The following is a 22,151-nucleotide window of genomic DNA, read 5'->3' as shown; positions in this document are numbered from 1 at the left end:
GCTTATTGAACGACAAATGAAGTGAAGAACACACCGCCGACTTTTTGCGGATCGCCCTTAGGTGTAAATGGCTGAGAAGTTTTCTCAACGATTTCTTCCACCAGTTTTTCTTTGCCCTCAGTTGAAATGATTTCGCTTGCTTCTTTACTCGACAACAGCAACAGCAGGCGGCTACGCACTTGCGGCATATTTGCTTTGATCAGATCAGCCTGATCCTGGCCTTCAACCTGCAGTGTCATGGTCACCTGCAGATACTTATCACCTTCAGTCGACTGCAGATTGACAGTAAACGGTTCCATAGGCAGGAAGACCGGTGGCTTGGCCGCTTCCACTTTGTGTTCTTTTTCTTTATTGGCTGATTTTTTAGACAAAAAGAAAGCAGCTCCACCACCTACACCTGCCAGCAAAACGACTGCAGCAGCAATGATGATGATCAGTTTTTTCTTTGATTTGCCGCCAGCAGCGGGTTCACCGTGATCCGGTGCTGCTTTCGCAGGAGCTTTCGCCATGTTCTTCCTCTCATCTGGCAAGACGTGCCACGATTTTCTCTATTATCCGATATCGAAGGCATGCGTGAACGGTGAAACAGAGGGGGGAAACTCCCTTAGCTCAGGCTTATCCTGGCGTTGACTGTTTGTTGCCGCTACCGATGACTGGTTCGTATGCCTGCGTATCGCTTCAGGTTCTTATTTTACCTGTTTCACTGGCAATATTTCCAGTTTGCTGCTCAGGCAAAGGTATCTACTGCTCCCGGATTGGTTCTGGCTCTGCCAGCTGTTGTTGTACTACGCGTTGTTTCTGCATCATTTCGCACAATTTCAGAGTTCCGGCGCGGGCTGTTTTCTGGCTGGAAGCCAGTATTTGCCTGCTGTTGACCCTGTCCTTGGCTTGATGGCGACGACTGGGTCTGCACATTAAATCCCGCCAATTGCATACCCGCATCATTCATCATGTCGCGCAGCTTGGGCATAGAGGCTTCCAGAGCCTGTCTGACTTCAGGCTGGGCTGTAATGAAAGTGGCATTGGCCTGATCCTGATTCAGACTGAGTATGATTTTCAGCGGCCCCAGCTCAGGTGGATTCAGAGACAGCTCCGCCTGTTGCAGCTTGCTGGCTGCCATGCTGATCACATGCTCACCGATTGCCTTGTCCCAGCCAGACTGATGCACACCAACGGGAATTTGCACTGGACGGACGGCTTGCTCCGTCTGCACATACGATGCAAATCCTGGGCTGGCTTGGGTCACTGTAGCCGGGATTGTAGTTGTGTTCTGCTCTTGGCTGATGCTGCGCAGAGTATTGGCGAAGGACAGGCGTTCTTCAGTTTTTTGTCCCGCCGCGCCGGCTTGCAATGCAATTGACTTGTCATCGACTTTATTCTGCTTCAGGTCAGACAGTGAGTTTGCATCGCCTGGGATAGTTTTTTTCATTGTGCGGAGTGGCTCGTCCAGACCTTTTTCAGTCACGTTGTCAGGTCGCTGGCTTGCCTGTCCGGCTGCAGCCAATGCTGCCGCCGTCAGCACCTGATTCTGTTTGGCGGTATCGCTGATGTCAGTTCTCAATGCCTGTCCCGGAAAGGCCAGCGCAGAATTAATGCCCGCATCAGGGTTGCCAGGGTCAGCGATCAGTTTGCCTGGTTCACGCATAGCTTGCGCAGTTGCCGGTGTCAGGGCTGAGATGGGTGTCAGTGAATCGCTCTTGTCTGGCTGGCCCGGATCAGCAATGAGCTTGCCGGGTTCACGCATCGTTGGAGTGGTTGCCGGTATCAGCCCAGAGACGGATGCCAGTGAACGGTTGTTCTCTGGCTGGCCCGGATCAGCAATGAGCTTGCCGGGTTCACGCATCGTTGGAGTGGTTGCCGGTATCAACGCAGAGACGGATGCCAGTGAACCGCTGTTATCTGGCTGGCCTGGATCTGCAATCAGCTTACCGGGTTCACGCATGGTTTGTGCAGTTGCCGGTGTCAGCGCTTCAGTGCCGGGTACTTCAGCAGCAGGCATCAGTTGTTGCAGCAAACTGGATAAGGCGGTCGCTTGTGGTGTTGGTGGCGTATCGTCTTTTTGTTCTTCATCCGCTACCTGTTTGGCGTTGCCGTTTTCTGCCTTATTTTCAGTAGCTGTGCGCGCATTGTTTGTGGCTGGCGCTGGCTGCGATACAGGCGTGGATTTGGCCGTTTGCTGGTTTGCTAATTCCTGTCTGAATTGCTGTTGAAATGAAGTGGCAGAGGAGGTCGGATTGCTGCCTGATTTGCTATTGCCCCCAGCGGTATTCGTGGGTAGTAAATCGGCGGCTGACTTGATAAACGTGGTTTGCATGATCCGGCTCATTCAAATCTAATACTATTGTTTATAAAAATAAGTGCGTGCTGCAAAATCATCGGTTTGTTTCTGGTCCCGCTTACTTTCTTTGGCCTGTCTGATGGATGCGGCACGTTTATCCAGAGTGTTATAAGACAAGCGTTTTTTTTCATTGGCTTGCCAGTTCATTTTCGCCATTTCAATTTTTCGCTCTGCGTCTTTGACCACTAACTTTTGCCCATCAACTGCGCTATCCAGTTTGGCCAGAAAACTCATGAAGTTGCCGTACTGCGTAATATTGATGCCACGCGCACTGGCATCCCTGAATTTTGCATCGTAATCATCCCGGTATTGCAGCAGCAAATTCAGCTTGCTCAGCGTATCTTCATGCGCGCGTATCGCTTTTCCCAGCGTTTTGGCCGCCTCATCGGTATCACGTTCCGCAATTTCAATCAGAGTTTGTAGTGGAGACTTCGCTGCCATAATGATTTCAGTATAGTCGCCTCATAGGAAAATCTAAGCGTTAAACAGAGCCTGAAGTCCCGCTAAGCTCTCGGATATGCTGCATTTTTCCAGAATATTCTGTTGCAAAAATGCGGTAATGTGCGGGTGCAGCCGTATCGCTTCGTCCAGCATAGGGTCTGAGCCTGGCGCATAGGCGCCGACACTGATCAAATCCCGGCTGCGTTCGTAGCGCGAATACAGCTGTTTGAGCTTGCGCGACAATTGCTGATGTTCTGGCGTGGTGATGCTGTGCATGGCACGGCTGATCGATTGTTCAATATCAATCGCCGGATAGTGTCCAGCTTCTGCCAGCGTACGGTTGAGCACGATATGGCCATCCAGAATCGCGCGGGCTGAATCCGCAATCGGATCTTGCTGATCATCGCCTTCAGTCAAAACAGTATAGAAAGCCGTGATAGAGCCGCCGCCTTCCTTGCCATTGCCTGCGCGTTCAACCAGTACCGGCAGCTTGGCGAAAACTGAAGGTGGATAGCCCTTGGTCGCTGGCGGCTCACCGATGGCCAGCGCAATTTCACGTTGGGCCATCGCGTAACGGGTCAGGGAATCCATAATCAGCAAGACGTTATGGCCCTGATCGCGGAAAAACTCAGCGATGGTGGTGGCGTAGGCAGCACCTTGCAAACGTAGTAACGGTGGCGCATCTGCGGGGGCGGCGACCACTGCCGAGCGCGCCAGACCTTCTTCACCCAGAATCTGTTCAATAAATTCCTTGACCTCGCGACCCCGTTCGCCGATCAGGCCGACCACAATCACATCAGCCGTGGTATAGCGCGCCATCATGCCGAGCAGCACACTTTTACCGACGCCGGAACCGGCGAATAAACCCAACCTTTGTCCGCGGCCTACACTGAGCATGCTATTAATGGCGCGCACGCCTACATCCAGCGTGTCGCTGATAGGTGCACGTTCGAGCGGGTTGTAAATTCTGGCTCCCAGTGGCGCACTGACTTGGGTATTGAGTGGCCCCAGGGTGTCAAGTGGCCGTCCATTGCCATCGACCACGCGGCCCAACAACTGATAGCCAACTGGTAACTGGCGGCTACGGTCATTCGGTCTGCGCTGCGCCTGCTGCGCTGCGGACAGCACTTCGGCATAGACGGGTGCACCCGGCGTCACACCATCCAGGTCACTATGCGGCATCAGGAACAGACGATCACCATCAAAGCCTACCACTTCGGCATCAATGTGTGAGCCGTTCGCCAGATGGATGGCACAGGCGCTGCCGACTGGCAGGCGCAAACCAACTGCTTCCATCACCAGACCGGTCACTTTAGTGACGCGTCCGGCGATTACCAGATCGTCGGACGGACGTATGCCGGACTGGCTGGTTTTCAGCAGCGATTGCCACTCATGGGTCAGGGTAGCTTCCATCTGTTTCAGTCCGGTGCCTGCAGTTGTTCGGTGATGTGCGCACTTAGTTTTTGCCAGCGGTTTTCCAGACTGGCATCAATCACGTTTTGTGGCGTCTCTATCATGCAGCCACCACGGGTGATTTGTTCGTCGGGGCTGATGCGCCAGCCGATTTGTTGCAGGGCAGGGGTGAGTAATTCCTGTACCTGAGCCGCATCATCAGGATGTACATGGATCTGGGTTGCCTGTTGGCGCGATGGCAGTTGAGCAATCGCATCTTCAGCGATACGCAATATGACATCCGGCCGCATCTCAATTTGGGTTCTGAGCATGGCTTGCGCCAGATCCAAGGCCAGAGCCAGCAAGTCTTTACCGGTTTCCTTGCCCATGTGTTGCAGCTGTGTGCTGAAATTCGCGGCCAGCTCTTGTAAATGCTGTAATTCCTGCTGCATCTCTGTACGCGATTCGGCATAGGCCTGCTCTTTGCCATCCAGGAGTCCTTGTTCGAATGCGCTTTGATACGCATCCTGATAAGCTTCCTGGCGCGCCTGTTGTCGCACCGCTTCCAGTTCTTCTTCTGTCAGCATAGGAACCAGCGGGACTTCCGCAACTGGTGCCGGGATGGGATCCAGCTCTATTTTTGGATGTTTATCCCCGAACGAAGTCAGCTCCCAAGGGCGGAAGGCGGCCGGATCGAGGTTGTGGAAAATACTAGACATACGCGTCATCGCCTTTAGAGCCCAGCATAATCTGACCTTCATCGGCCAGACGGCGGACTACCAGCAGGATTTGTTTCTGCTGCGTTTCAACTTCAGACAGACGTACCGGGCCTTTGGATTCCAGATCTTCACGCATCATTTCCGCCGCACGCGCAGACATATTGCGGAAGATCTTTTCACGCATATCCGGATTAGCGCCTTTCAGCGCCACGATCAGCGAGTCGGACTGGACTTCACGCAGCAGCATTTGTATGCCTTTGTCGTCAATGTCCATGATGTTATCGAAGACGAACATTTCATCCATGATTTTTTCTGCCATATCGCCATCGTATTTGCGCAGATTGTCCATCACAGAGGCTTCGTTTTCACCACTCATGAAGTTCAGGATTTCGGCAGCAGCACGCACACCACCGATGGATTTTTTCTTCAGACTTTCATTACCAGTCAGCAGTTTGGTCAGTACATCATTGAGTTCGCGCAGCGCCGTCGGCTGAATACCATCCAGGGTGGCGATCCTCAGCACCACATCATTACGCAGACGTTCAGAGAAATTGTTCAGAATCTCGCAAGCCTGATCGCTTTCCAAATGCACCAGTATGGTCGCGATAATTTGCGGATGCTCATTCTTGATCAGATCTGCGACGGAGGGTGAATCCATCCATTTCAGGCTTTCTATGCCGCTGGCGTCTTTGCCGCCCAGGATGCGGTTGAGCAGGGATGATGCCTTGTCGTCGCCCAGCGCTTTGGTCAGGACATTACGGATATACTCATCCGAATCCAGACCAACGGAAGAGCTGACGTCTGCTTCGGCTTTAAATTCTTCGAGTACCTTGGCAATTTTTTCATGCGGAATGGCGCCTATCGTTGCCATCGCGGCACCGATTTTTTGCACTTCCCGTGGGCCGAGAAACTTCATTACTTCAGCCGCGCCATCCTCACCCAGAGCCAGCATAAAAGTGGCTGCTTTCTGTACGCCGTCATCACTCATTGTTCACCCACTTTTTAATCACGTTAGCGACGATTCTTGGATCGGATTTGGCCAGTTCACGGGCAAGTTCCAGATTCATCTCATAAATAGTAGCTTGTTTTCCAGCAACTTGTTGTTCTTCCTCGCTGGAAAGCTGAACCACGGCACCGTCTTCTTCTGCGGCTGCGGCTTCTTCGGCGATACGTTCTTCCTCGGCGATGCGTTCCGCTTCCTCGGCTTCTGCTTTTGCCTTGGCTTCGGCTTCTTCCTTCTCTTTGTCTTTGCCCATGATCTTGTACAGGATAGGGCGTAAGTAGCCAAAGAACAGGTAAGCCATGACTGCAGCAAGCAATAAGTAACGGCCCAGTTCTTTGGCCAGCTGGATATTCTCTGGTTGCTTCCAGAGTGGTGCATCAATCAGGTTTTCTTTATCCGGACCTACAAAAGGACTATTCGCAACGCTTAAGGTATCGCCGCGTTCTTTATTAAAGCCCATTGCTTCCCGTGCGAGATCGGTAATCTGCGCTTTTTCTGCATCGGTCAACGCACGTGGGATGACTTTGCCATTTTTGTCGGTTTCATTTTTGTAGTTGACTACGACTGCAACCGACAGGCGCTTGACGCCGCCCATGCCTTGCTGTGTGTAGCGTATGGTCTTGTCGACTTCGTAATTAATGGTCGAATCCTTCTGTACCAAACCAGCTGCTGCAGCCTGGCTGGCGCCAGTGGTGGTGCTGGTAACAAGAGGAGCGGTTGCCGGTACCGGTGGCTGATTGGTCAGTGCACCGGGAACGCCGGATGGATTATTGTTTTTGTTAAAGGTCTCGCTGGATTGCTGGCTGCGTATGGTCGACGCTTCCGGTGGCGAGTTAGGGCGATAGCTTTCCGCTGCCTGCTCGCTTTTCGAGAAGTCGATATCGGCGGTTGCTTCCGCATGCACATTGTTCGCTCCAACGATAGGGGCGATGATGGATTCCACCCGCTTGATAATGTTTTGCTGGTATTCCTGTACGTATTTCAGTTGGGATGGGTCCAGGTTAGCACCTATACCCTGGCGGTTCATATCAGATAGCAGGGTGCCATTCTGATCAACGATTGATACGTTCTTAGTAGAGAGTTCCGGTACGCTGCTGGCAACCAGATGCAGAATCGCGCTGACCTGCTGCTGGTCGAGATTGCGTCCCGGGTAGAGGTTCAGTAATACCGACGCAGTTGGTTTTTGCTGGTCGCGGATGAAGACGTTTTGCTTAGGAATGGCCAGATGCACGCGCGCCGCCTGTACGGAGGAGACCGCCTGGATAGAGCGTGCCAGTTCACCTTCAAGAGCACGTTGGAAATTGACTTGTTCCAGAAACTGAGAAATGCCCAGCTTTTGATTTTCCATCAGTTCAAAGCCTACATTGCCACCCTTAGGCAGACCCTGCGACGCCAGCTTCAGACGTGCATCATGTACTTGTGCGGCCGGTACCAGGATTGCATTACCGCCATCCGAATACTTATAGGGCACATTCATCTGCTGCAGCGATGCCACAATCGCACCGCCATCACGGTCATTAAAGTTGGAAAACAGCACCTTGTATTCAGGTTGCTGTCCCCAAAGCCACAATCCGGCCATGATGGCTATGATCAGGGCGGCACCGCCGGATAGCATCGCGATGCGTATGCCCGGCGTTTGTGGAATACCGAACACGCGTGGCGGTTCAGCAACGATCTCTTCCGGATTCAATAATGTGTCAGCTGTGGCCATACTTTACTCCAACCGCGGCAAAATCAATAAATTGTGGGTACATGATACTCGTCAGCTTAAGCGTTAATGGTTGATGGCAGCGGTTTTACGCTTCGCGCACCAAACCAAGATGGTTTTTCTCTGTTAGCTATTTTGCGTTAACCGAAAAAAAATGATGTCCCGAATAAAGGGGATTTTCCCTGCTTACTCTGGCATATGCAGCAGACGGAAGCTGGTAACTTATTGCATGGGACATTCTTTAATGACGCTCAGCGAAGCAGCTCATCAGCGTGGATGCCGGTTGTTTGCTTATGCAGTAATCCGGTGACTGCCTGTGGCGGAGTTGATTAAGCTGAGTAAGCTGACAGATTGAATAAAGGAGTTGATATGAAACTCGCAGGCATAGATAGCAGCCGCATTGATGCAATGGTGGCACAGTTGCGTAATGCAGCAGCGAAAATGGAGGCTGGCGCTGGTGTGAATCTGGCTGGCGCCGCGACAGGGGCGGCGGCAACGACAGCGCCACAAAAACTGGATTTTGCGGATGCCTTAAAGGCGTCGCTTGATCAGGTGAATGAGGTGCAAATGAGTTCTCAGGAGCTCGGGCGTAAATTTGCGTTGGGTGACGATAAAGTCAGCCTGTCCGATGTCATGATCTCTATGCAAAAAGCAAATATCTCGTTTCAGACTACGGTACAGGTCAGAAATAAACTGGTGACTGCATACCATGACATCATGAGTATGCAGATATGAATGATCGCGAAATTGACAGGAAAGGCGAGGGCGGATCAGCGTATGCCAGTTAATTTGGAATTGCGCTCCCGCTCCAGTTTCATAATGTAACGTTGAACGCTGGCCAGTACTGCATTGGACAGGTTGATGAACTGGCAACCTACACGGCGGTTCGATTTTCCATTCAGCAAAACCAGCTCCTGAGAGTTTCTGACCTGCAGACTCACATCAACCAGGCCGATAGTCGGCAACTCTACTTTGCAATGATCGTAGGTCGTGCCTACGGTCACATCCAATAGTTTTTTCTCATCCAGCACAGCAATGCCACCACAGCTGATGTCCACTAGCGTCAGCTTCAGCGTTTCTATCCGGCCGTCCACTTCAACCGGGAAATTAGCCTTGATCGGAGTGGAGAGTGGCGTATTGATGCGGTAATACTCGCGCCTTTGCAGGCGTATCAACGTGGCAGGAATCGGAAATTGCAAAGAAGGCCGGTTCTCAAAACTCGAAATACTGACTTTGTTTGCAGAGAATTGTATGCCTATCTTGTCCAGCAAGCCTTCAAACGAGATACGGTTTGCTTCCGCAATACGCTGGTTCGCCAATTGACCAGGTGCACTGTCCACGATGACCAGATTGGCTGCTTCGTCGATATGCAGAATAGAGGTGATAAAAACCTCAGCCCCCCCGTTAATCAGCATGCTGATTAACTGATTACTGTCACTTAGCCCGCGTAGCAGTGAAATAATTTCCCTGCGGGACTCGACTTGATAGGGACTTTGATTCTCTGTCCCAAGTGTGGGGGTAAGTTGCATATTTGTGTTGTTATTGTCAGTAAAATGAATGCGTACAAAAGTCAGTGCGAAGTCAGCGCGGGTAAATATTACTTTTTGTTGATTCCGGACTTTTCGGCTTCGATATGGTAAAGCCAAGCGAGCAGTTCTGCAACTGCGCGATACAGCTCTGGCGGAATATCCTGATCCAGCTCCACCCGCATCAGCAAACTCGTCAATTCTTTTGATTCATGCACATGTACGCCATGCTCCCTGGCTTTGAGTATGATCTGTTCCGCAATTAGCCCCTTACCCTTAGCGACAACTTTGGGCGCACTTTCACCTTCCTGGTAGGCTAGTGCCACGGCATTCTTAAGTGGCAAGTGCTGGGACTTGTCATCCATATGGTATCGGTGTGTCTTTTGTCATTAAATTACGCCAGCGGTGGCTGGTGACGCTGGATATTAAGCCTGTAAGTCATTTGCCAGCGGGTTGATGTTAAGTGCAAATCCAAATTTCTCCCCCAATCAGTCTGTCGGTTGAGGTTTATCAGCTGCTGACATCACTGCCCCTGAAACCTGTAGTCCGGATATTTTCATCCCTGCAGCTTCGAGTGCAGAGGTTAAACTGCGCTCATTTGCCGCCAGTGTCAATGCCGATGATTCTGGTGCAGAGATCGCAATCTGTACGGTTTGCTGGTGTAATTGTATTTTCGCGTCCAGCTCACCCAGTCCGGGTAATGTCATGCGCAGGCGGGTATGCCAAATCTCCGGTTGTGGTGTATCAGCAGCAGCCTGATGATGCGGGTCTTTTGTGATCTGCCATTCCAGCTTTTGGCCGGGAAACAGTTCACCGCGCCATTGCAGTTTATCTTGCTCAAGCAGTTGTAGCTGATTCTGGATTATTTGCTTCAATGTCTCTGTATATTCACTTTGCTCAGCATTGGCATGTGGAATAGCCGCCAGCAAATTGTGCTGAGGCTCAGCCTCCAGAGCTTTCTGTTCCAGCTGTCCTTGTGCCCAGGCTGCAATATGCGATTCATAAAATAAGCCACTTTGCGACACCGCCTTTTCCATGACCCCTGCCAATGCAGCTGGTTTGGCTAAGTCCTGAGCATTACTCAACAAGGGCTGGGCAGAAAGAAGCTCTGCTCCGGACATGGGTTTACCCTTGTCTGTTAGTCGTAACAGAATCTGACTCAGCGGGCTGAGTTGGGTTACGCTGCTGGTTTCAGTCTGAGCCAACTGTAAGCCCAGGCTTGCGCTCAGTTGTTCAGGGCTGATTCTGACCCACTGCGTTTGTTGGCTATTGAGGTCGGTATGCAAATTCAGTGTGTAATGCGCAACGTCCAGCGGCTGAGCAGGATTTTGCAAGCTGATATGAATAGTTGGGGTCAGTGCCAGCAGGCGAAAAATGAGCTTGTCTGCACCCGAAAAACTGGCGGGTAGTCTTAAGCTAGTACTTAGATCACCGATGCGTATGGTAGTCAGCTTATCCGGATTTGTGCCTAGGACTTCCGCCTGAGACGGCTGACCCAGCGCCAGTTGGGAAAACTTCAGATAGGTGTTCTGATCACCTGCTTTGAGTGGCAGGGCAGAGCGGATCGCCTCGACAGCCGAAATGGGTTTGTACAAGCTGTCGAGACGTCCAGGCATGATATTCAGGCCGCGTTACCTGTCCCGTAGGCAGTATTGACCTTCAAGGCGGTATTAGAGCTACGCATCAGTTGCGATAACTCTGCCATCCAGGGCTCAGTGATATCGCGAATTTCCCTGTCATCTGCTAGGATTTTTTTGATGACCCGGATTTTTCTTTCTTTTAATTCAGGGGAGAGCGGGGCAGGCGTATCCGCCGTCTTTATTGCTTCAACTTTCAAAGAGCAATCACTTTCCAATACGCTTAAGCGTTCCCAGTCCCGGTCTCGCGCAGCATTGAGCATCTGATTGGTCAGAGACGCGACATTTTCATACAAGGAGATAATTTCTAAGCTTTCCATTCTGAATCAAGCCTCAAAAACGTGAGTAGGACGTGGTTGTAAAGGGTCATGCAGCATGACGGGTGGCGCATCGGCTGTCGTAGCCTGTGGCGCAATCGCATCCCAGGCGGATTTCAGGTCCCGCAATAATTTTGTTACTTCAATCAATGCATCTTCACTGTTATTCAGGTTGGCCAGCAGCAACTGTCTGGTCATGTATTCATATAAGGCATCGAGATTCAAGGCGATCTCACCACCAACCCGTTTATCGAGGCTGGCTCGCAAGCCGTTATCAATAATCGAAATCGCTTTGGAGATGGATTTACCTTTAGCAGCAATATCGCCGCTTTGCATTTGTACCTGCGCATTATTAATCGCGACAATGGCACCTTCAAACAGCATCACGATCAGTTTATGAGGCGAAGCCGCAATAACACCGGTTTCAACACCTATTTTTGTATAAGCATTCGCGCCATTTGATGATGAACTAAACATGGGAATTCCTTCGCTTAATCTTTTACTTGTTGGTGGTACCGTTTAAAACGTTTATTTGCTGGGTCAGGAAGTTCTGGGTCGCTGTCATAGAACTCACGATTTTATCCAGCGCTGAAAACTGAGCCTGATATCTGGCCTGGGTTACAGCCAGACGTTTGTTGATGGTCTCGGTCTGCTTTTGCAGGTCTTTGATCGAGCTGTTAATACCATTGGTGGCATTGGTGATAGCGCCATTGGCACCGACAAAACGACTCAATGCCGCATTCAAATTAAATGCATAGCCTTGTGAAAAATTTACACTGCCGCGGTCGCCGGTGGAGCCACCACTGATCAGCACTTGTATGCCGGCTGAATCAGAGCCACTGGCGCCGGTCAGGGTTTGTCCTGTACCTATTGCTGCAACGCCGTTTAGAGTACCTGTTACATTTTTCCCCGGTGTACCCGAAGTGACAACGCCAGTCAGCTGGTCGAGCCCTGTTCCTGACTTATTGGTCAGGCTGATATTCGAAGTTGACCCATAGCTGCCCGAGGTCATGTTCAGGAAGCCACTGGAGTCAATTGTGGCATTTATGCTGATGCCCTTAGCACTAAAACCAGCGGTGCCATTGACTGCGGACTGTATCATGCTGGCTAACTGGGTTGCGGTATAAGTACCAGCGGTCAGGTTCACATCAGCAGCGACGCCATCGACGGAAAACGACAGGGTAGTGCCACTGGCAATTGTTGTTGAACCACTATTTAAGTTGAGACTGCCGGTCAGGTTTCCCTGTGTCGCCAATTGTGTAATGTTGACCGCATAAGAACCAGGTTTGGTATTGGGGCCAGCGGCGACAAAACTGGTCAGACTATCGGTTGTTTTGCCAGCTGCCGCAAACAAACCTGCCACATCGCTGAAATTGGCACTCAGCGCCGATTGTAATTTGCCGGAGTCGACTGCAAGCGAGCCGTCTTTTTGGAAAGAGATGCCTATCTGCGCCAGATTGGTCAGACCGCCACCCAGCCCGGCGACTGAGTTCGTCATCACACTGCGTATCTGATTTTGTACAGATTGCACAGTCGCATCACCCAGCAAGGCGCCCGCAGCTTTAGTCGTCGGATTGTAGGAGGTCACTGAGGCGATGGTGGAATTCAGGCTATTGTATGCATTCACAAATGCAGTAATGCCACTTTGTATCTGGGTCGTATTCGCAGTCAGATTCAGGTTGGTGGTGCCCACTTTCTGCGCTGTGATTGTCACACCTTGAATCGCGCTTGACACACTGTTGCTGGCGCTGGTGACAGGAATCCCATTTACCGTCAGATTCGCGCTTTGTGCATTCACAACTTCTTTAAAGTTCTGCGTACCAGCCGGATCATAGTTCATCAGGTTAGCCAGAGCGCTATCACCTGTGGTACTGATTTTCATACTGGAAGTTGCACCGGTCTTGCTGGAATTGAGGACCAGATGATAGGGGGTGGCGCTGCCATCGCCAACGATAGAAGCCTGTACACCGACTTTCGCAGCATTGATGGCATCACGTATACCCTGCAAGGAATTATTGGTGCTGTCTATGGTGACCGTGCCAGTCGCCTGTGTCGCATCCTGATCAAAGCTCGCGCCGGTGTATACGCCGGATGCAGCGGTGCCTGTAATGGTGCCAAACTGAAAACTGATGGTCGTGCTGGCACCAGATCCTATCGGTGTCGTGGTACTCACCTGGCCTGCACTGGAAATTGTTTGTGCCTGCGCGATTTTGCTGACATTGATGTTGTAGCTACCTGCGACTGCCGTGCTGTTAGTGGATGCACTGGCGACCGAAGCATCTGAAGAAGCGGCATTCAGATTTTTAAATGTGTTGACGTTATTGAGTGTGGCAAGCGCGGTTTGTAAAGAACTCAGCGCACCATTAACAGTGCCGAAAGCAGTCAGATCGGCCTGATAGCTAGCCTGCTTCTTGGTAATGTTGACCAAAGGCGTACTCTCAGCCTGCATCAGCTTACTGATGATGCCGCTCACATCCAGTCCAGATCCGACGCCAGTTGATTGAATTGTAGCCACGTGATTCTCCTTAATTAGCCATCACTTTATCAAATCAACGACCGACCCAATCCGGATGACAGAGGGGTATTTATGGGTCAATTTCTGAAAAAGCCATTACGCCTGCTGTTTAATCAGCAGTCCTTGTAACTTATCCAGAGATTTCGAAATTTCAAGTGCTTCTTCACTCGGAATCTGACGTAATACTTGCTTGGTTTGCTGATCGATAATTTTAACGACCACTTTGTCACTGTCTTTATCGACACTGAACTGCAAATCCTGAGAAAGAGATTGAATTGTTTTATTGATGTCAGCGACAGCTTTAGTGACCTGGCTGAGGTCTGGTGCAGTGCCGGACTCAGTTTTGGCGTTTGTAGTGCCTGAGAGTCCATTGGTATTTCCGACACGTTGCGCATCAGAACTGATGTTCACTTTTTCACTGATCAGTTGTCCTGATTGCACTGAACTGCCAATCGATCGGATGTCCATGATCATTTCCTTAAAGTAGTATCCCCCGATCGTGATGACCGGGGGAAAATTTACATCATACTAATTGTACCTGCTGCTGGAGATTAGCCGCGCAGCAGAGCCAACACGCCGTTAGGTGCCGAGTTAGCTTGCGCCAGAATCGCCGTACCAGCTTGTTGCAATACCTGTGCGCGGGTCATATTCGCTGTTTCCGATGCGAAGTCAGCATCTTGAATACGGCTACGTGCAGAAGATAAGTTTTCTTGCGAAGTTTGCAGGCTGGTCACTGCAGAAGTGAAACGGTTCTGGAATGCACCCAAAGAAGCGCGGGAGGAGTTCACAGATTGCAGCGCGGAGTCGATAGTCGCCAGCGCTGAGGTTGCACTTGATGCGGAAGTCAGATCCAGTGAAGACAAACCGCCGCCAACTGTTACAGAAGCAGAGACTGCCGTTGTGCTCAGACCAACCGAAGTTGCACCTACACCCGCAGCAGCGCTGGTTGTACCGGCTGTCAGGCCAGAGGCTGTCAGACCACCAGCTGTACCTGCAACAACAATGTTGCCACCTGTGAGGGATTGCAATTTCAGTGTGCCGCTGGAGCTTGCAGTTGCTGTGACACCTGTTTTTGCAGCAGAGGCATTGATAGCATCGGCGATGTTCTGACCGGCGATCGCTGCTGTCGCACCACTGGCAACCGCGCCGATATCAAAGCCGTTGATCGTGATGCCACCGGCTGACAAACCGGATGTAGTCGCTGCACCACCCGCTGTAACGCTGGTTTCCGAACCATTGGTGACCTGAATACCTTTGGAGCTGCTGGAAGTCAGGCTGACCTGGGCGGATACGGTCGAAGTAGTGGCGCCACTGGCAGTACTTGCAGTCAGACCGGTCAGTGCATCAGTGGTAGCTGCATTTGCAGTTCTTTCGATGGTGATGTTACGACCATCGGAAGCTGACAGATTCACTGCACCAGTGGACGTGTCGTAGGTTGCGGACACGCCGGATTGTGCGGACTTAGCGTTAATCGCTGCTGTCATTTGGGAACCGCGCTCTACAGCTGTACTTGCAGAAGCAACTGCGCCGATGTCAACGCCGTTGATTTTGATAGAGCCAGAAGTGATGGCAGTCAAGCCGCCGCTGCTGACTGCGGTACCGGCAACGCTGTTTGCATTGACGACTGCAGATACCCCAGTGTTGCCAGAAGCTGCATTGATCGCTGCTGCTTTAGCAATCGCACTGCCGTGAGAATCTTTGTAGGAAACGCCGTCAGCACTGGAGGCGCCTATGCTTACACCGTTAATGACCAGGGAGCCTGCGCCGATTGCATCGTTGGTATTCGATGCGCCAGCCAATGTAGCGGAGTAGCTGGAGCTGGAGCCTACACCCAAAGAGCTGGATTTAGCGCTGGCAATCGCACCGATCGTGATCTGATCGTTCGATGTGCCGTTTGCACCAACCTGGAAAGTCTGGTTAGAGAAAGAGCCGTCCAGCAGGTTCACGCCGTTGAAGTTAGATGTGCTGGCCACACGGTTGATCTCAGAGATCAGCTGGCTGGCTTCGTTGTTCAACGCTGCGCGGTCAGATGCACTGTTGGTACCGTTGGATGCCTGAACAGCCAGATCACGGATACGTTGCAAGTTAGAGCCGATTTGCTGTAAATCGCCCTCAGCGGTTTGTGCGAGAGAGATACCGTCATTCGCATTACGTGCCGCTTGATTTTGACCGCTCAGCTGGGAAGTCATACGCTGGGAAATCGCCAGACCCGCCGCATCATCTTTGGCGCTGTTGATACGCATACCGGATGACAGGCGTTGCATCGCAGTGGACAAAGACGCTTGAGAAGAGTTCAGATTGCGTTGTGCATTGATGGACGCAATATTGGTATTGATATATGAAGCCATGTTGATTCTCCTTACCTAAGTTATTCAATTCGGCGTTTGAGCCTCAAACTTTGGTCTGTCTTGTTGACTGTTGCACCGCCGTTGTGAAGGGTAACGGTCAAGGTTTGAAAACTTTTAGGAAGTTACTGCAAATAAATATTATTTTTTTTGCTTAAGTTTCTCTGTATTTTCCGCTCTACGACAGTTTTTTAAAATACTTTAGGGTAATTTAGACTGTAATCTTGCCTCTGTTTTGCTGATTAAAAAGAAATTTTCTCGATAAAATGAGGGCGTCAAATTGGCTTCTTGCGCATATCAGCTGTGATTTCCACGTTGCATGATAGGTGTTGCAGGGAATTTTGCTACATTTTCCGTGTCAGGACTTGAAAGAGGTAGTTATAGTGAAAGCAATTAATCCGCAGAAATTTCTGTCTGAAGCCAAAGCAAGTCTGAAAAATGGCGATGTAGTCCATGCCGCCGAGCTCTGCCAACAAATTACCGCACGCTATCCCTTGAATGCGGATGCCCATTATCTCTTGGCAAAAATAGGTATACAGCAAAGTAGCTTTGAAGCCGCCTGGCATGCATTGCAACAAGCCTTTGAAGGCAGCGTTGCGGCTAAGGTCGATGCCGATGCCTGTTACGACTTAATGAACGCGCTGATTGAAGTAAAGAACTTTGGTTTGCTCGAAAAAGTCAGTGCCTGGCTGACGACGGTCTTGCCACGTGACCCATATGGCTGGGATTACCTCGCCATCAGTCGCATTGAGCAGCAGGATTTTGAACGTGCACTCGAAGTTGGTAAGCGTGCATTGGCGCTGATGCCACAGAATGCCCACATTCAGGGGAATGTGGGCGCCGCGCTCAATGGATTGCAGCGCTTCCCTGAAGCGATACAGGCTTTGCAAAAGGCAATACAGATGGAGCCAGGGCTGGCGAATGCGCACAATAATCTGGGTAACGCCCTCAATGGCAATGGTCAGCAGGAAGAGGCGATTGCTTCTTATTTGAGAGCAATCAGCATCAAGCCTGGAGTGCCTTTCTTTTATAGTAATCTCGCTGAGGTCTACACGGCACAGAAAGAATACGACAAGGCCGAAGACTACTATCGCAAAGCAATCGCAATCATGCCTGATAATCCTATCGCGGTACCGGCATTGATTGATGTGCTGACACTTAAAGGTAAGGCAAAGGAAGCGATTGATTTTGCTGAGCTTGAAATTCTGAATCAGCCACGTAATTCAAAAATTTGGGCTGCCTATGGCAATTCCTTGCAAAGAGCCAGTAAGGCCGATAAAGCACTGGACGCTTATATGCAGGCCCTGGCCTTTGAGCAAGATCCGCAATCTAAATTCAGTCGTAAGATATATAGTTCCTTGTTATTTGTGCTGAATTACCATCCGGATTTACCGGCAGAGGTGATTTATGGTGGCTATGAAGAATTCGAGCAGCGTTTTGGTGCGCCGTTCCGTGGTGAATGGCAGCCTTTTTTGAATCAACGCGATCCGGGCAAGAAGCTGAAAGTCGGCATCGTTTCACAAGCTTTTTACAACCAGGTCTGCCGTTATTTCCTGTTGCCTATGATGGAGCATCTGGATCGCAGCAATATCGAAGTATTTGCCTATTCAGATCCGCCAATGGAAGACGTGGTGACAGATAAATATAAGGCATGTACTGATCATTGGAGAGTAACTAATCATTTATCAGATGCAGAACTGGCTGCGCAGATACGTAATGACGGTATTGATATTCTGATTGATATTGGCGGACATTCGACCGACAACCGGCTTGGCGTATTTGCACGCAAGCCGGCGCCGGTTTCCTTTCACTGGCTGGATTTCGGCTATACCACGGGATTGAAGGCGATCGATTACTACGTGACTGACCAGTACTCGGTGACCGATCACTGCGATCATCTGTTCTCAGAGAAGATTTGGCGTCTGAACGGGCCGACTATCGTATACCGCCCTGATCCCGGCGTACCTGAAATGAGTGAGCCTCCATGCCTGAAAGACGGCATTGTGACCTTTGGCAGCTTGTCGCGCGCCAATCGTATCAATCACAAAGTGATTAAAGTGTGGGCGGCCATCCTTGACGCGATGCCAAATTCACGTCTGGTACTTAATAGCGGAGACTTCCATGATCCTGGTATACAAGATGAAATGGCGAAGCGCTTCGAAGCCTATGGCATAGAGCGTTCGCGTCTGGATATCGGCTATGCATCGCCTTCCTGGGTGCCTTTGCAGAAAATCGATATCAGTCTGGATTGCTTCCCACATAACTCAGGGACTACCTTAATTGAGAGTCTGTATATGGGCATACCCTATATCACATTAGTGGACAGGCCCAGTGTCGGGCGGCTGGGGGCCAGTATTCTGCACGCAGCCGGATTCCCGGAGTGGATCGCAGAAACAGAGATGGAATATGCGCAAAAGGCGCTGATACTGGCGCACGACATAGAGAGGCTGGTGCATTATCGCCAGACGATGCGACAGACGATGCGCGAATCATTGCTGATGAATGAGCCGGCATTCGGGCAGAGCTTTGATCTTGCTTTACGTCAGATGTGGTTACGTTATTGTGAGGATAATCAGGTATGAAAGCGGTGATTTTGGCGGGTGGCCTCGGTACCCGGATTTCTGAAGAGACCCATTTGCGGCCTAAGCCCATGATAGAAATTGGCGGTCACCCTATTTTGTGGCACATCATGAAAAGCTATTCCGCGCATGGCGTGAATGATTTCGTGATTTGCTGTGGCTATAAGGGCTACATGATCAAAGAGTATTTCGCCAATTACTTTCTGCATATGTCGGATGTGACCTTCGATATGCAAAACAATCGCATGGAAGTGCATGAGCGGCATGCAGAACCCTGGAAAGTCACCTTAGTGGATACCGGTGAAGAAACCATGACAGGCGGGCGTTTGAAGCGGGTGGCCCGTTACATACAGGATGAGGAAGCATTTTGCTTTACGTATGGTGATGGTGTCTCGGATGTGAATATCGCCGAGTCTATACGCTTTCACCGTGAACACGGTAAGTCTGCCACCGTCACTGCCGTATTGCCGCCGGGACGTTATGGTGCGCTGGAACGTCAGGGTACACAGGTCGCAGGTTTTACAGAAAAACCACGTGGCGATGGCGGCTGGATTAATGGCGGCTATTTTGTATTGTCGCCCGAAGTGTTGCAGTTGATTCCAGATGACAGCTGCAGTTGGGAGAGCGATCCGCTGAATCAGTTAGCCAGTCAGCAGCAACTGATGGCCTTCGAGCACAGTGGCTTCTGGCAGCCTATGGATACCTTACGTGAAAAAAATATGCTGGAAGAATTGTGGAATTCCGGACGGGCGCCATGGAAAATCTGGTAGCCAGACCGCGTCTGCCTGACCCTGCGTTTTGGCGGGGTAAGCGTGTTTTACTGAGCGGGCATACCGGCTTTAAAGGGGCCTGGCTGGCACACTGGTTGTCTGCGCTGGGAGCGCAGGTGCATGGGCTGGCGCTGGCTCCGGCCACTACACCTAACTTATTTGAAGCGCTGTCATTATCGGGTGTCCGTCATCAATTGACAGATATCCGTGACGCCGAAACGGTCAAACGCAGCTTCCGGCAAGCGCAGCCGGAAATTGTGCTGCATCTGGCTGCCCAGGCCTTGGTCAGACCTGCGTATCAGACGCCGCTTGCAACCTTGTCCAGCAATGTGATGGGAACGGCGCATGTGCTTGATGCGATGCGGTTGACGCCAGGTGTGCGGGTTGGTGTCATGGTCACTACTGACAAAGTGTATAAAAATCTGGAGACTGGTCAGTCTTATCCTGAAACTGCTGAGTTAGGAGGGCATGATCCTTACAGTGCGAGTAAAGCAGCCTGTGAACTGGTGATTGCCAGTTACCGCAGCGCTTTTCTGCAAGAGATGGATATCCGCGTTGCATCAGCAAGGGCGGGCAATGTGATCGGTGGCGGTGACTGGTCGCAGGACCGATTATTACCCGATGCAGCCAAAGCCTGGCAACTGGGGCAGGAAGTCTTGATACGGCGTCCTGATGCAGTACGCCCCTGGCAGCATGTGCTGGAGCCACTGTGTGCTTACCTGTGCCTGGCGGAGTCACTGTGGGCTGATGCGCGCTTTGCAGATGCCTGGAATTTTGGACCGGACAGTGCCGCTAGCGTACGGGAAGTGGTGCAGACTGCGCATGCCGCATTTGGTCATGGTGATCTGCGTTTTGCGACCCAGCCAGAAGGTCCGCATGAAGCTGGCTTGCTGGCTTTGGATGTTGCCAAGGCGAGAGCTGAACTGAATATCTACGGCCGTTGGCAACTGGACGAGTCGGTGCAGCGCACCATGGCCTGGTATCAGCAGTTTTATCAAGGTGTGCCTGCGGCACAGCTGTGTGACCGCGATTTGCAGGATTTTTTGCAGGCCTGAAAGGACAGGACATGGCTCAGAGATTTGAATTGATAGAGACCCCGCTCAGAGATTTACATCTGATACAGCGCCTGCCACTGGGGGATGAGCGCGGTTATTTTCAACGCCTGTTCTGCGCTGAAGAACTTGCCTTGTTTGGCTGGCGTGAGCCTGTACAGCAGATCAATCATACCTATACCAAAGAGAAAGGCAGTGTGCGTGGATTGCATATGCAATTAGCACCGCATGCTGAGGCGAAGCTGATTACCTGTCTGCGTGGTGAAGTCTGGGATGTGGCGGTGGATTTGCGTCTAGGTTCATCCACCTTCCTGCATTGGCATGCGGTGCATCTGATTGCTGAAAAAGCCTGTTCATATCTGATACCAGAGGGCTTCGCGCATGGCTTTCAGACACTCAGCGATGACGTAGAAATGCTGTACTGTCATAGCCAGGCTTATGCGCCGGATAGCGAATTCGGCATCCATGTGCAAGATCCCCGTTTGCAAATCCATTGGCCATTGCCAATTGGCCGACAATCAGAACGCGATCAGCAATTTCCATTTTTAGACCAACATTTTCAGGGAGTAGGGCGATGAATTGCCGACACTGTGGCCAGGCTTTAACGCATACTTTTCTCGATCTCGGTAGTGCACCTCCTTCGAATGCCTATTTGTCTGCGCAGCAGTTGCAGCAGGCCGAGACCTGGTTGCCTCTCAAGCTCATGGTGTGTGAACAGTGCTGGCTGGTACAAACCCTGGACTTCACTGGCCGTGAAAATCTGTTTGATGCCGATTACGCGTATTTCAGCTCTTGCTCGTCGAGCTGGCTGGCGCATGCAAAGCGTTTTGTGCAGGATATGCAGCAGCGTCTGGGACTGAATGCAGACAGTCATGTGGTTGAGGTGGCAGCTAATGATGGCTATCTGCTGCAGTATGTACAGCAGGCGGGGATTCCTTGTCTGGGTATAGAGCCGACCGCCAGTACGGCTGCTGCTGCGCGTGACAAAGGGCTGGCGATACGTGAAGAGTTTTTTGGACTGACACTGGCAAAGCAGTTGGCTGCAGAAGGGAAATCAGCGGATCTGACGGTGGCAAATAATGTGCTGGCGCATGTGCCGGATATGAATGATTTTGTGGCTGGATTTGCGACCTTGCTCAAGCCTCATGGGGTAGCCAGTTTTGAGTTTCCTCATTTGCTGAATATGGTGAACCTGAATCAGTTTGACACGGCTTACCACGAGCATTTTTCTTATCTCTCCTTATTGGCGGTAGAGCGTATTTTCAATAGTCAGGGCTTAAGTGTTTTTGACGTGGAGCAGCTGACTACCCACGGTGGTAGTTTGCGTGTGCTGGCGCAGCGTTCAGATACCGGCCAACGTGAGCGCAGTGGGCGGGTAGATGCTTTGTTACTGAAAGAGCGGGAAGCTGGCGTCGATAGCCTGACTTTCTACCGCAATGCGCAACAGCGTGCTCAGCAAACTAAATATGCCTTACTTAAATTTTTGCTTGCCAGTCGTGAGCAAGGTCTGAAAGTTGCTGCCTATGGTGCAGCGGCTAAAGGCAATACCTTGCTCAATTTTGCTGGTGTACGGGCCGATTTACTGTCCTATGTAGTGGATATCAATCCGCATAAGCAAGGGAAATGCATGCCGGGCAGCCGGATTCCTATCGTCCATGTGGATCATCTGATCCAAGACCAGCCGGATTTTGTGTTGGTATTGCCCTGGAATCTGGAGCAGGAAATCAGTGCGGATTTACACATGATACGCAACTGGGGCGGTCGCCTGGTGTTTGCGATTCCTGAATGGAAGATAGTGTAAGAGGCTGC

21 protein-coding genes are annotated in these 22,151 nt (G+C 51.1%); 6 read left to right on the top strand and 15 right to left on the bottom strand.

The annotated features are described in order from the left end of the window. Positions 1-2: 2 nt before the first annotated feature. The 7 genes from fliL to fliF form a co-directional block, all read right to left on the bottom strand. Entirely contained in the window at positions 3-509 is a 507-nt protein-coding gene (gene fliL, locus H8K43_RS13665; RefSeq protein WP_186904374.1) for a flagellar basal body-associated protein FliL, read from the bottom strand. Positions 510-727: 218 nt separating this feature from the next. Continuing rightward, on the bottom strand, positions 728-2,314 hold the full coding sequence (locus tag H8K43_RS13660) for a flagellar hook-length control protein FliK (RefSeq protein ID WP_230403954.1): 1,587 nt from the start codon (positions 2,312-2,314) through the stop codon (positions 728-730). 24 nt (positions 2,315-2,338) lie between these two features. After that, entirely contained in the window at positions 2,339-2,779 is a 441-nt protein-coding gene (fliJ, locus tag H8K43_RS13655) for a flagellar export protein FliJ (RefSeq protein ID WP_186904373.1), read from the bottom strand. Between the two features lie 33 nt (positions 2,780-2,812). Beyond that, positions 2,813-4,192, bottom strand: coding sequence for a flagellar protein export ATPase FliI (gene fliI / locus H8K43_RS13650; RefSeq protein ID WP_162020938.1), 1,380 nt, complete (start codon positions 4,190-4,192; stop codon positions 2,813-2,815). A 5-nt stretch (positions 4,193-4,197) separates the two neighbouring features. Continuing rightward, positions 4,198-4,890, bottom strand: a complete 693-nt coding sequence (locus H8K43_RS13645; protein ID WP_186904372.1) for a FliH/SctL family protein — start codon at positions 4,888-4,890, stop codon at positions 4,198-4,200. Then, entirely contained in the window at positions 4,883-5,878 is a 996-nt protein-coding gene (gene fliG / locus H8K43_RS13640; protein ID WP_162020936.1) for a flagellar motor switch protein FliG, read from the bottom strand. The genes H8K43_RS13645 and fliG overlap by 8 nt, the downstream gene beginning before the upstream one ends. Then, positions 5,871-7,604: a flagellar basal-body MS-ring/collar protein FliF gene (gene fliF, locus H8K43_RS13635; RefSeq protein ID WP_186904371.1), complete on the bottom strand. Its 1,734-nt coding sequence runs from the start codon at positions 7,602-7,604 to the stop codon at positions 5,871-5,873. Before fliF ends, fliG begins: the two co-directional genes overlap by 8 nt. Before the next feature lie 366 nt (positions 7,605-7,970). Here fliF and fliE point away from each other — a divergent pair, with 366 nt between their 5' ends. Further along, positions 7,971-8,336, top strand: a complete 366-nt coding sequence (gene fliE / locus H8K43_RS13630; protein WP_186904370.1) for a flagellar hook-basal body complex protein FliE — start codon at positions 7,971-7,973, stop codon at positions 8,334-8,336. A 35-nt stretch (positions 8,337-8,371) separates the two neighbouring features. Here the strand turns inward: fliE and H8K43_RS13625 are convergent, their stop codons facing one another. The 8 genes from H8K43_RS13625 to H8K43_RS13590 form a co-directional block, all read right to left on the bottom strand. Further along, positions 8,372-9,130 carry a flagellar brake protein gene (locus H8K43_RS13625; protein ID WP_186904369.1) on the bottom strand — a complete coding sequence of 253 codons (759 nt, stop codon included), beginning with the start codon at positions 9,128-9,130 and terminating at the stop codon, positions 8,372-8,374. Positions 9,131-9,198: 68 nt separating this feature from the next. Further along, complete coding sequence (locus H8K43_RS13620; RefSeq protein ID WP_186904368.1) at positions 9,199-9,492, bottom strand: EscU/YscU/HrcU family type III secretion system export apparatus switch protein; 294 nt, start codon at positions 9,490-9,492, stop codon at positions 9,199-9,201. Positions 9,493-9,615: 123 nt separating this feature from the next. Beyond that, positions 9,616-10,743, bottom strand: coding sequence for a flagellar hook-length control protein FliK (fliK, locus tag H8K43_RS13615; protein WP_186904367.1), 1,128 nt, complete (start codon positions 10,741-10,743; stop codon positions 9,616-9,618). A gap of 5 nt (positions 10,744-10,748) precedes the next feature. Beyond that, entirely contained in the window at positions 10,749-11,084 is a 336-nt protein-coding gene (locus H8K43_RS13610) for a flagellar protein FliT (RefSeq protein WP_186904366.1), read from the bottom strand. A gap of 6 nt (positions 11,085-11,090) precedes the next feature. Then, positions 11,091-11,558: a flagellar export chaperone FliS gene (fliS, locus tag H8K43_RS13605; protein WP_186904365.1), complete on the bottom strand. Its 468-nt coding sequence runs from the start codon at positions 11,556-11,558 to the stop codon at positions 11,091-11,093. A gap of 22 nt (positions 11,559-11,580) precedes the next feature. After that, positions 11,581-13,596, bottom strand: a complete 2,016-nt coding sequence (gene fliD / locus H8K43_RS13600; RefSeq protein WP_186904364.1) for a flagellar filament capping protein FliD — start codon at positions 13,594-13,596, stop codon at positions 11,581-11,583. Between the two features lie 96 nt (positions 13,597-13,692). Further along, positions 13,693-14,064 (bottom strand): flagellar protein FlaG, encoded by a 372-nt coding sequence (locus H8K43_RS13595; RefSeq protein ID WP_186904363.1) that lies wholly within the window; start codon positions 14,062-14,064, stop codon positions 13,693-13,695. Between the two features lie 83 nt (positions 14,065-14,147). Beyond that, positions 14,148-15,944, bottom strand: coding sequence for a flagellin N-terminal helical domain-containing protein (locus tag H8K43_RS13590; RefSeq protein ID WP_186904362.1), 1,797 nt, complete (start codon positions 15,942-15,944; stop codon positions 14,148-14,150). Between the two features lie 380 nt (positions 15,945-16,324). Between H8K43_RS13590 and H8K43_RS13585 the strand changes: the two genes are divergently transcribed. From H8K43_RS13585 to H8K43_RS13565, 5 genes are read left to right on the top strand one after another with little or no spacing between them, the layout of a single operon-like run. Next, positions 16,325-18,523 carry an O-linked N-acetylglucosamine transferase, SPINDLY family protein gene (locus tag H8K43_RS13585; RefSeq protein WP_186904361.1) on the top strand — a complete coding sequence of 733 codons (2,199 nt, stop codon included), beginning with the start codon at positions 16,325-16,327 and terminating at the stop codon, positions 18,521-18,523. Further along, positions 18,520-19,290 (top strand): glucose-1-phosphate cytidylyltransferase, encoded by a 771-nt coding sequence (gene rfbF, locus H8K43_RS13580; protein WP_186904360.1) that lies wholly within the window; start codon positions 18,520-18,522, stop codon positions 19,288-19,290. The genes H8K43_RS13585 and rfbF overlap by 4 nt, the downstream gene beginning before the upstream one ends. Continuing rightward, a complete protein-coding gene (rfbG, locus tag H8K43_RS13575) occupies positions 19,275-20,345 on the top strand; it encodes a CDP-glucose 4,6-dehydratase (protein WP_186904359.1) in 1,071 nt (356 codons plus the stop codon). The genes rfbF and rfbG overlap by 16 nt, the downstream gene beginning before the upstream one ends. Before the next feature lie 11 nt (positions 20,346-20,356). Next, entirely contained in the window at positions 20,357-20,920 is a 564-nt protein-coding gene (locus H8K43_RS13570; protein WP_186904358.1) for a dTDP-4-dehydrorhamnose 3,5-epimerase family protein, read from the top strand. Beyond that, positions 20,917-22,143: a class I SAM-dependent methyltransferase gene (locus H8K43_RS13565; RefSeq protein WP_186904357.1), complete on the top strand. Its 1,227-nt coding sequence runs from the start codon at positions 20,917-20,919 to the stop codon at positions 22,141-22,143. The genes H8K43_RS13570 and H8K43_RS13565 overlap by 4 nt, the downstream gene beginning before the upstream one ends. Positions 22,144-22,151 lie beyond the last annotated feature (8 nt).

Origin of the sequence: Cognatundibacterium curvum, assembly GCF_014284235.1 — a bacterium.
Taxonomy (GTDB): Bacteria; Pseudomonadota; Gammaproteobacteria; order Burkholderiales; family Burkholderiaceae_D; genus Undibacterium; species Undibacterium curvum.
Note: the sequence above shows the minus strand (reverse complement) of the source record. Positions and strands in the feature narration are given on the sequence as shown.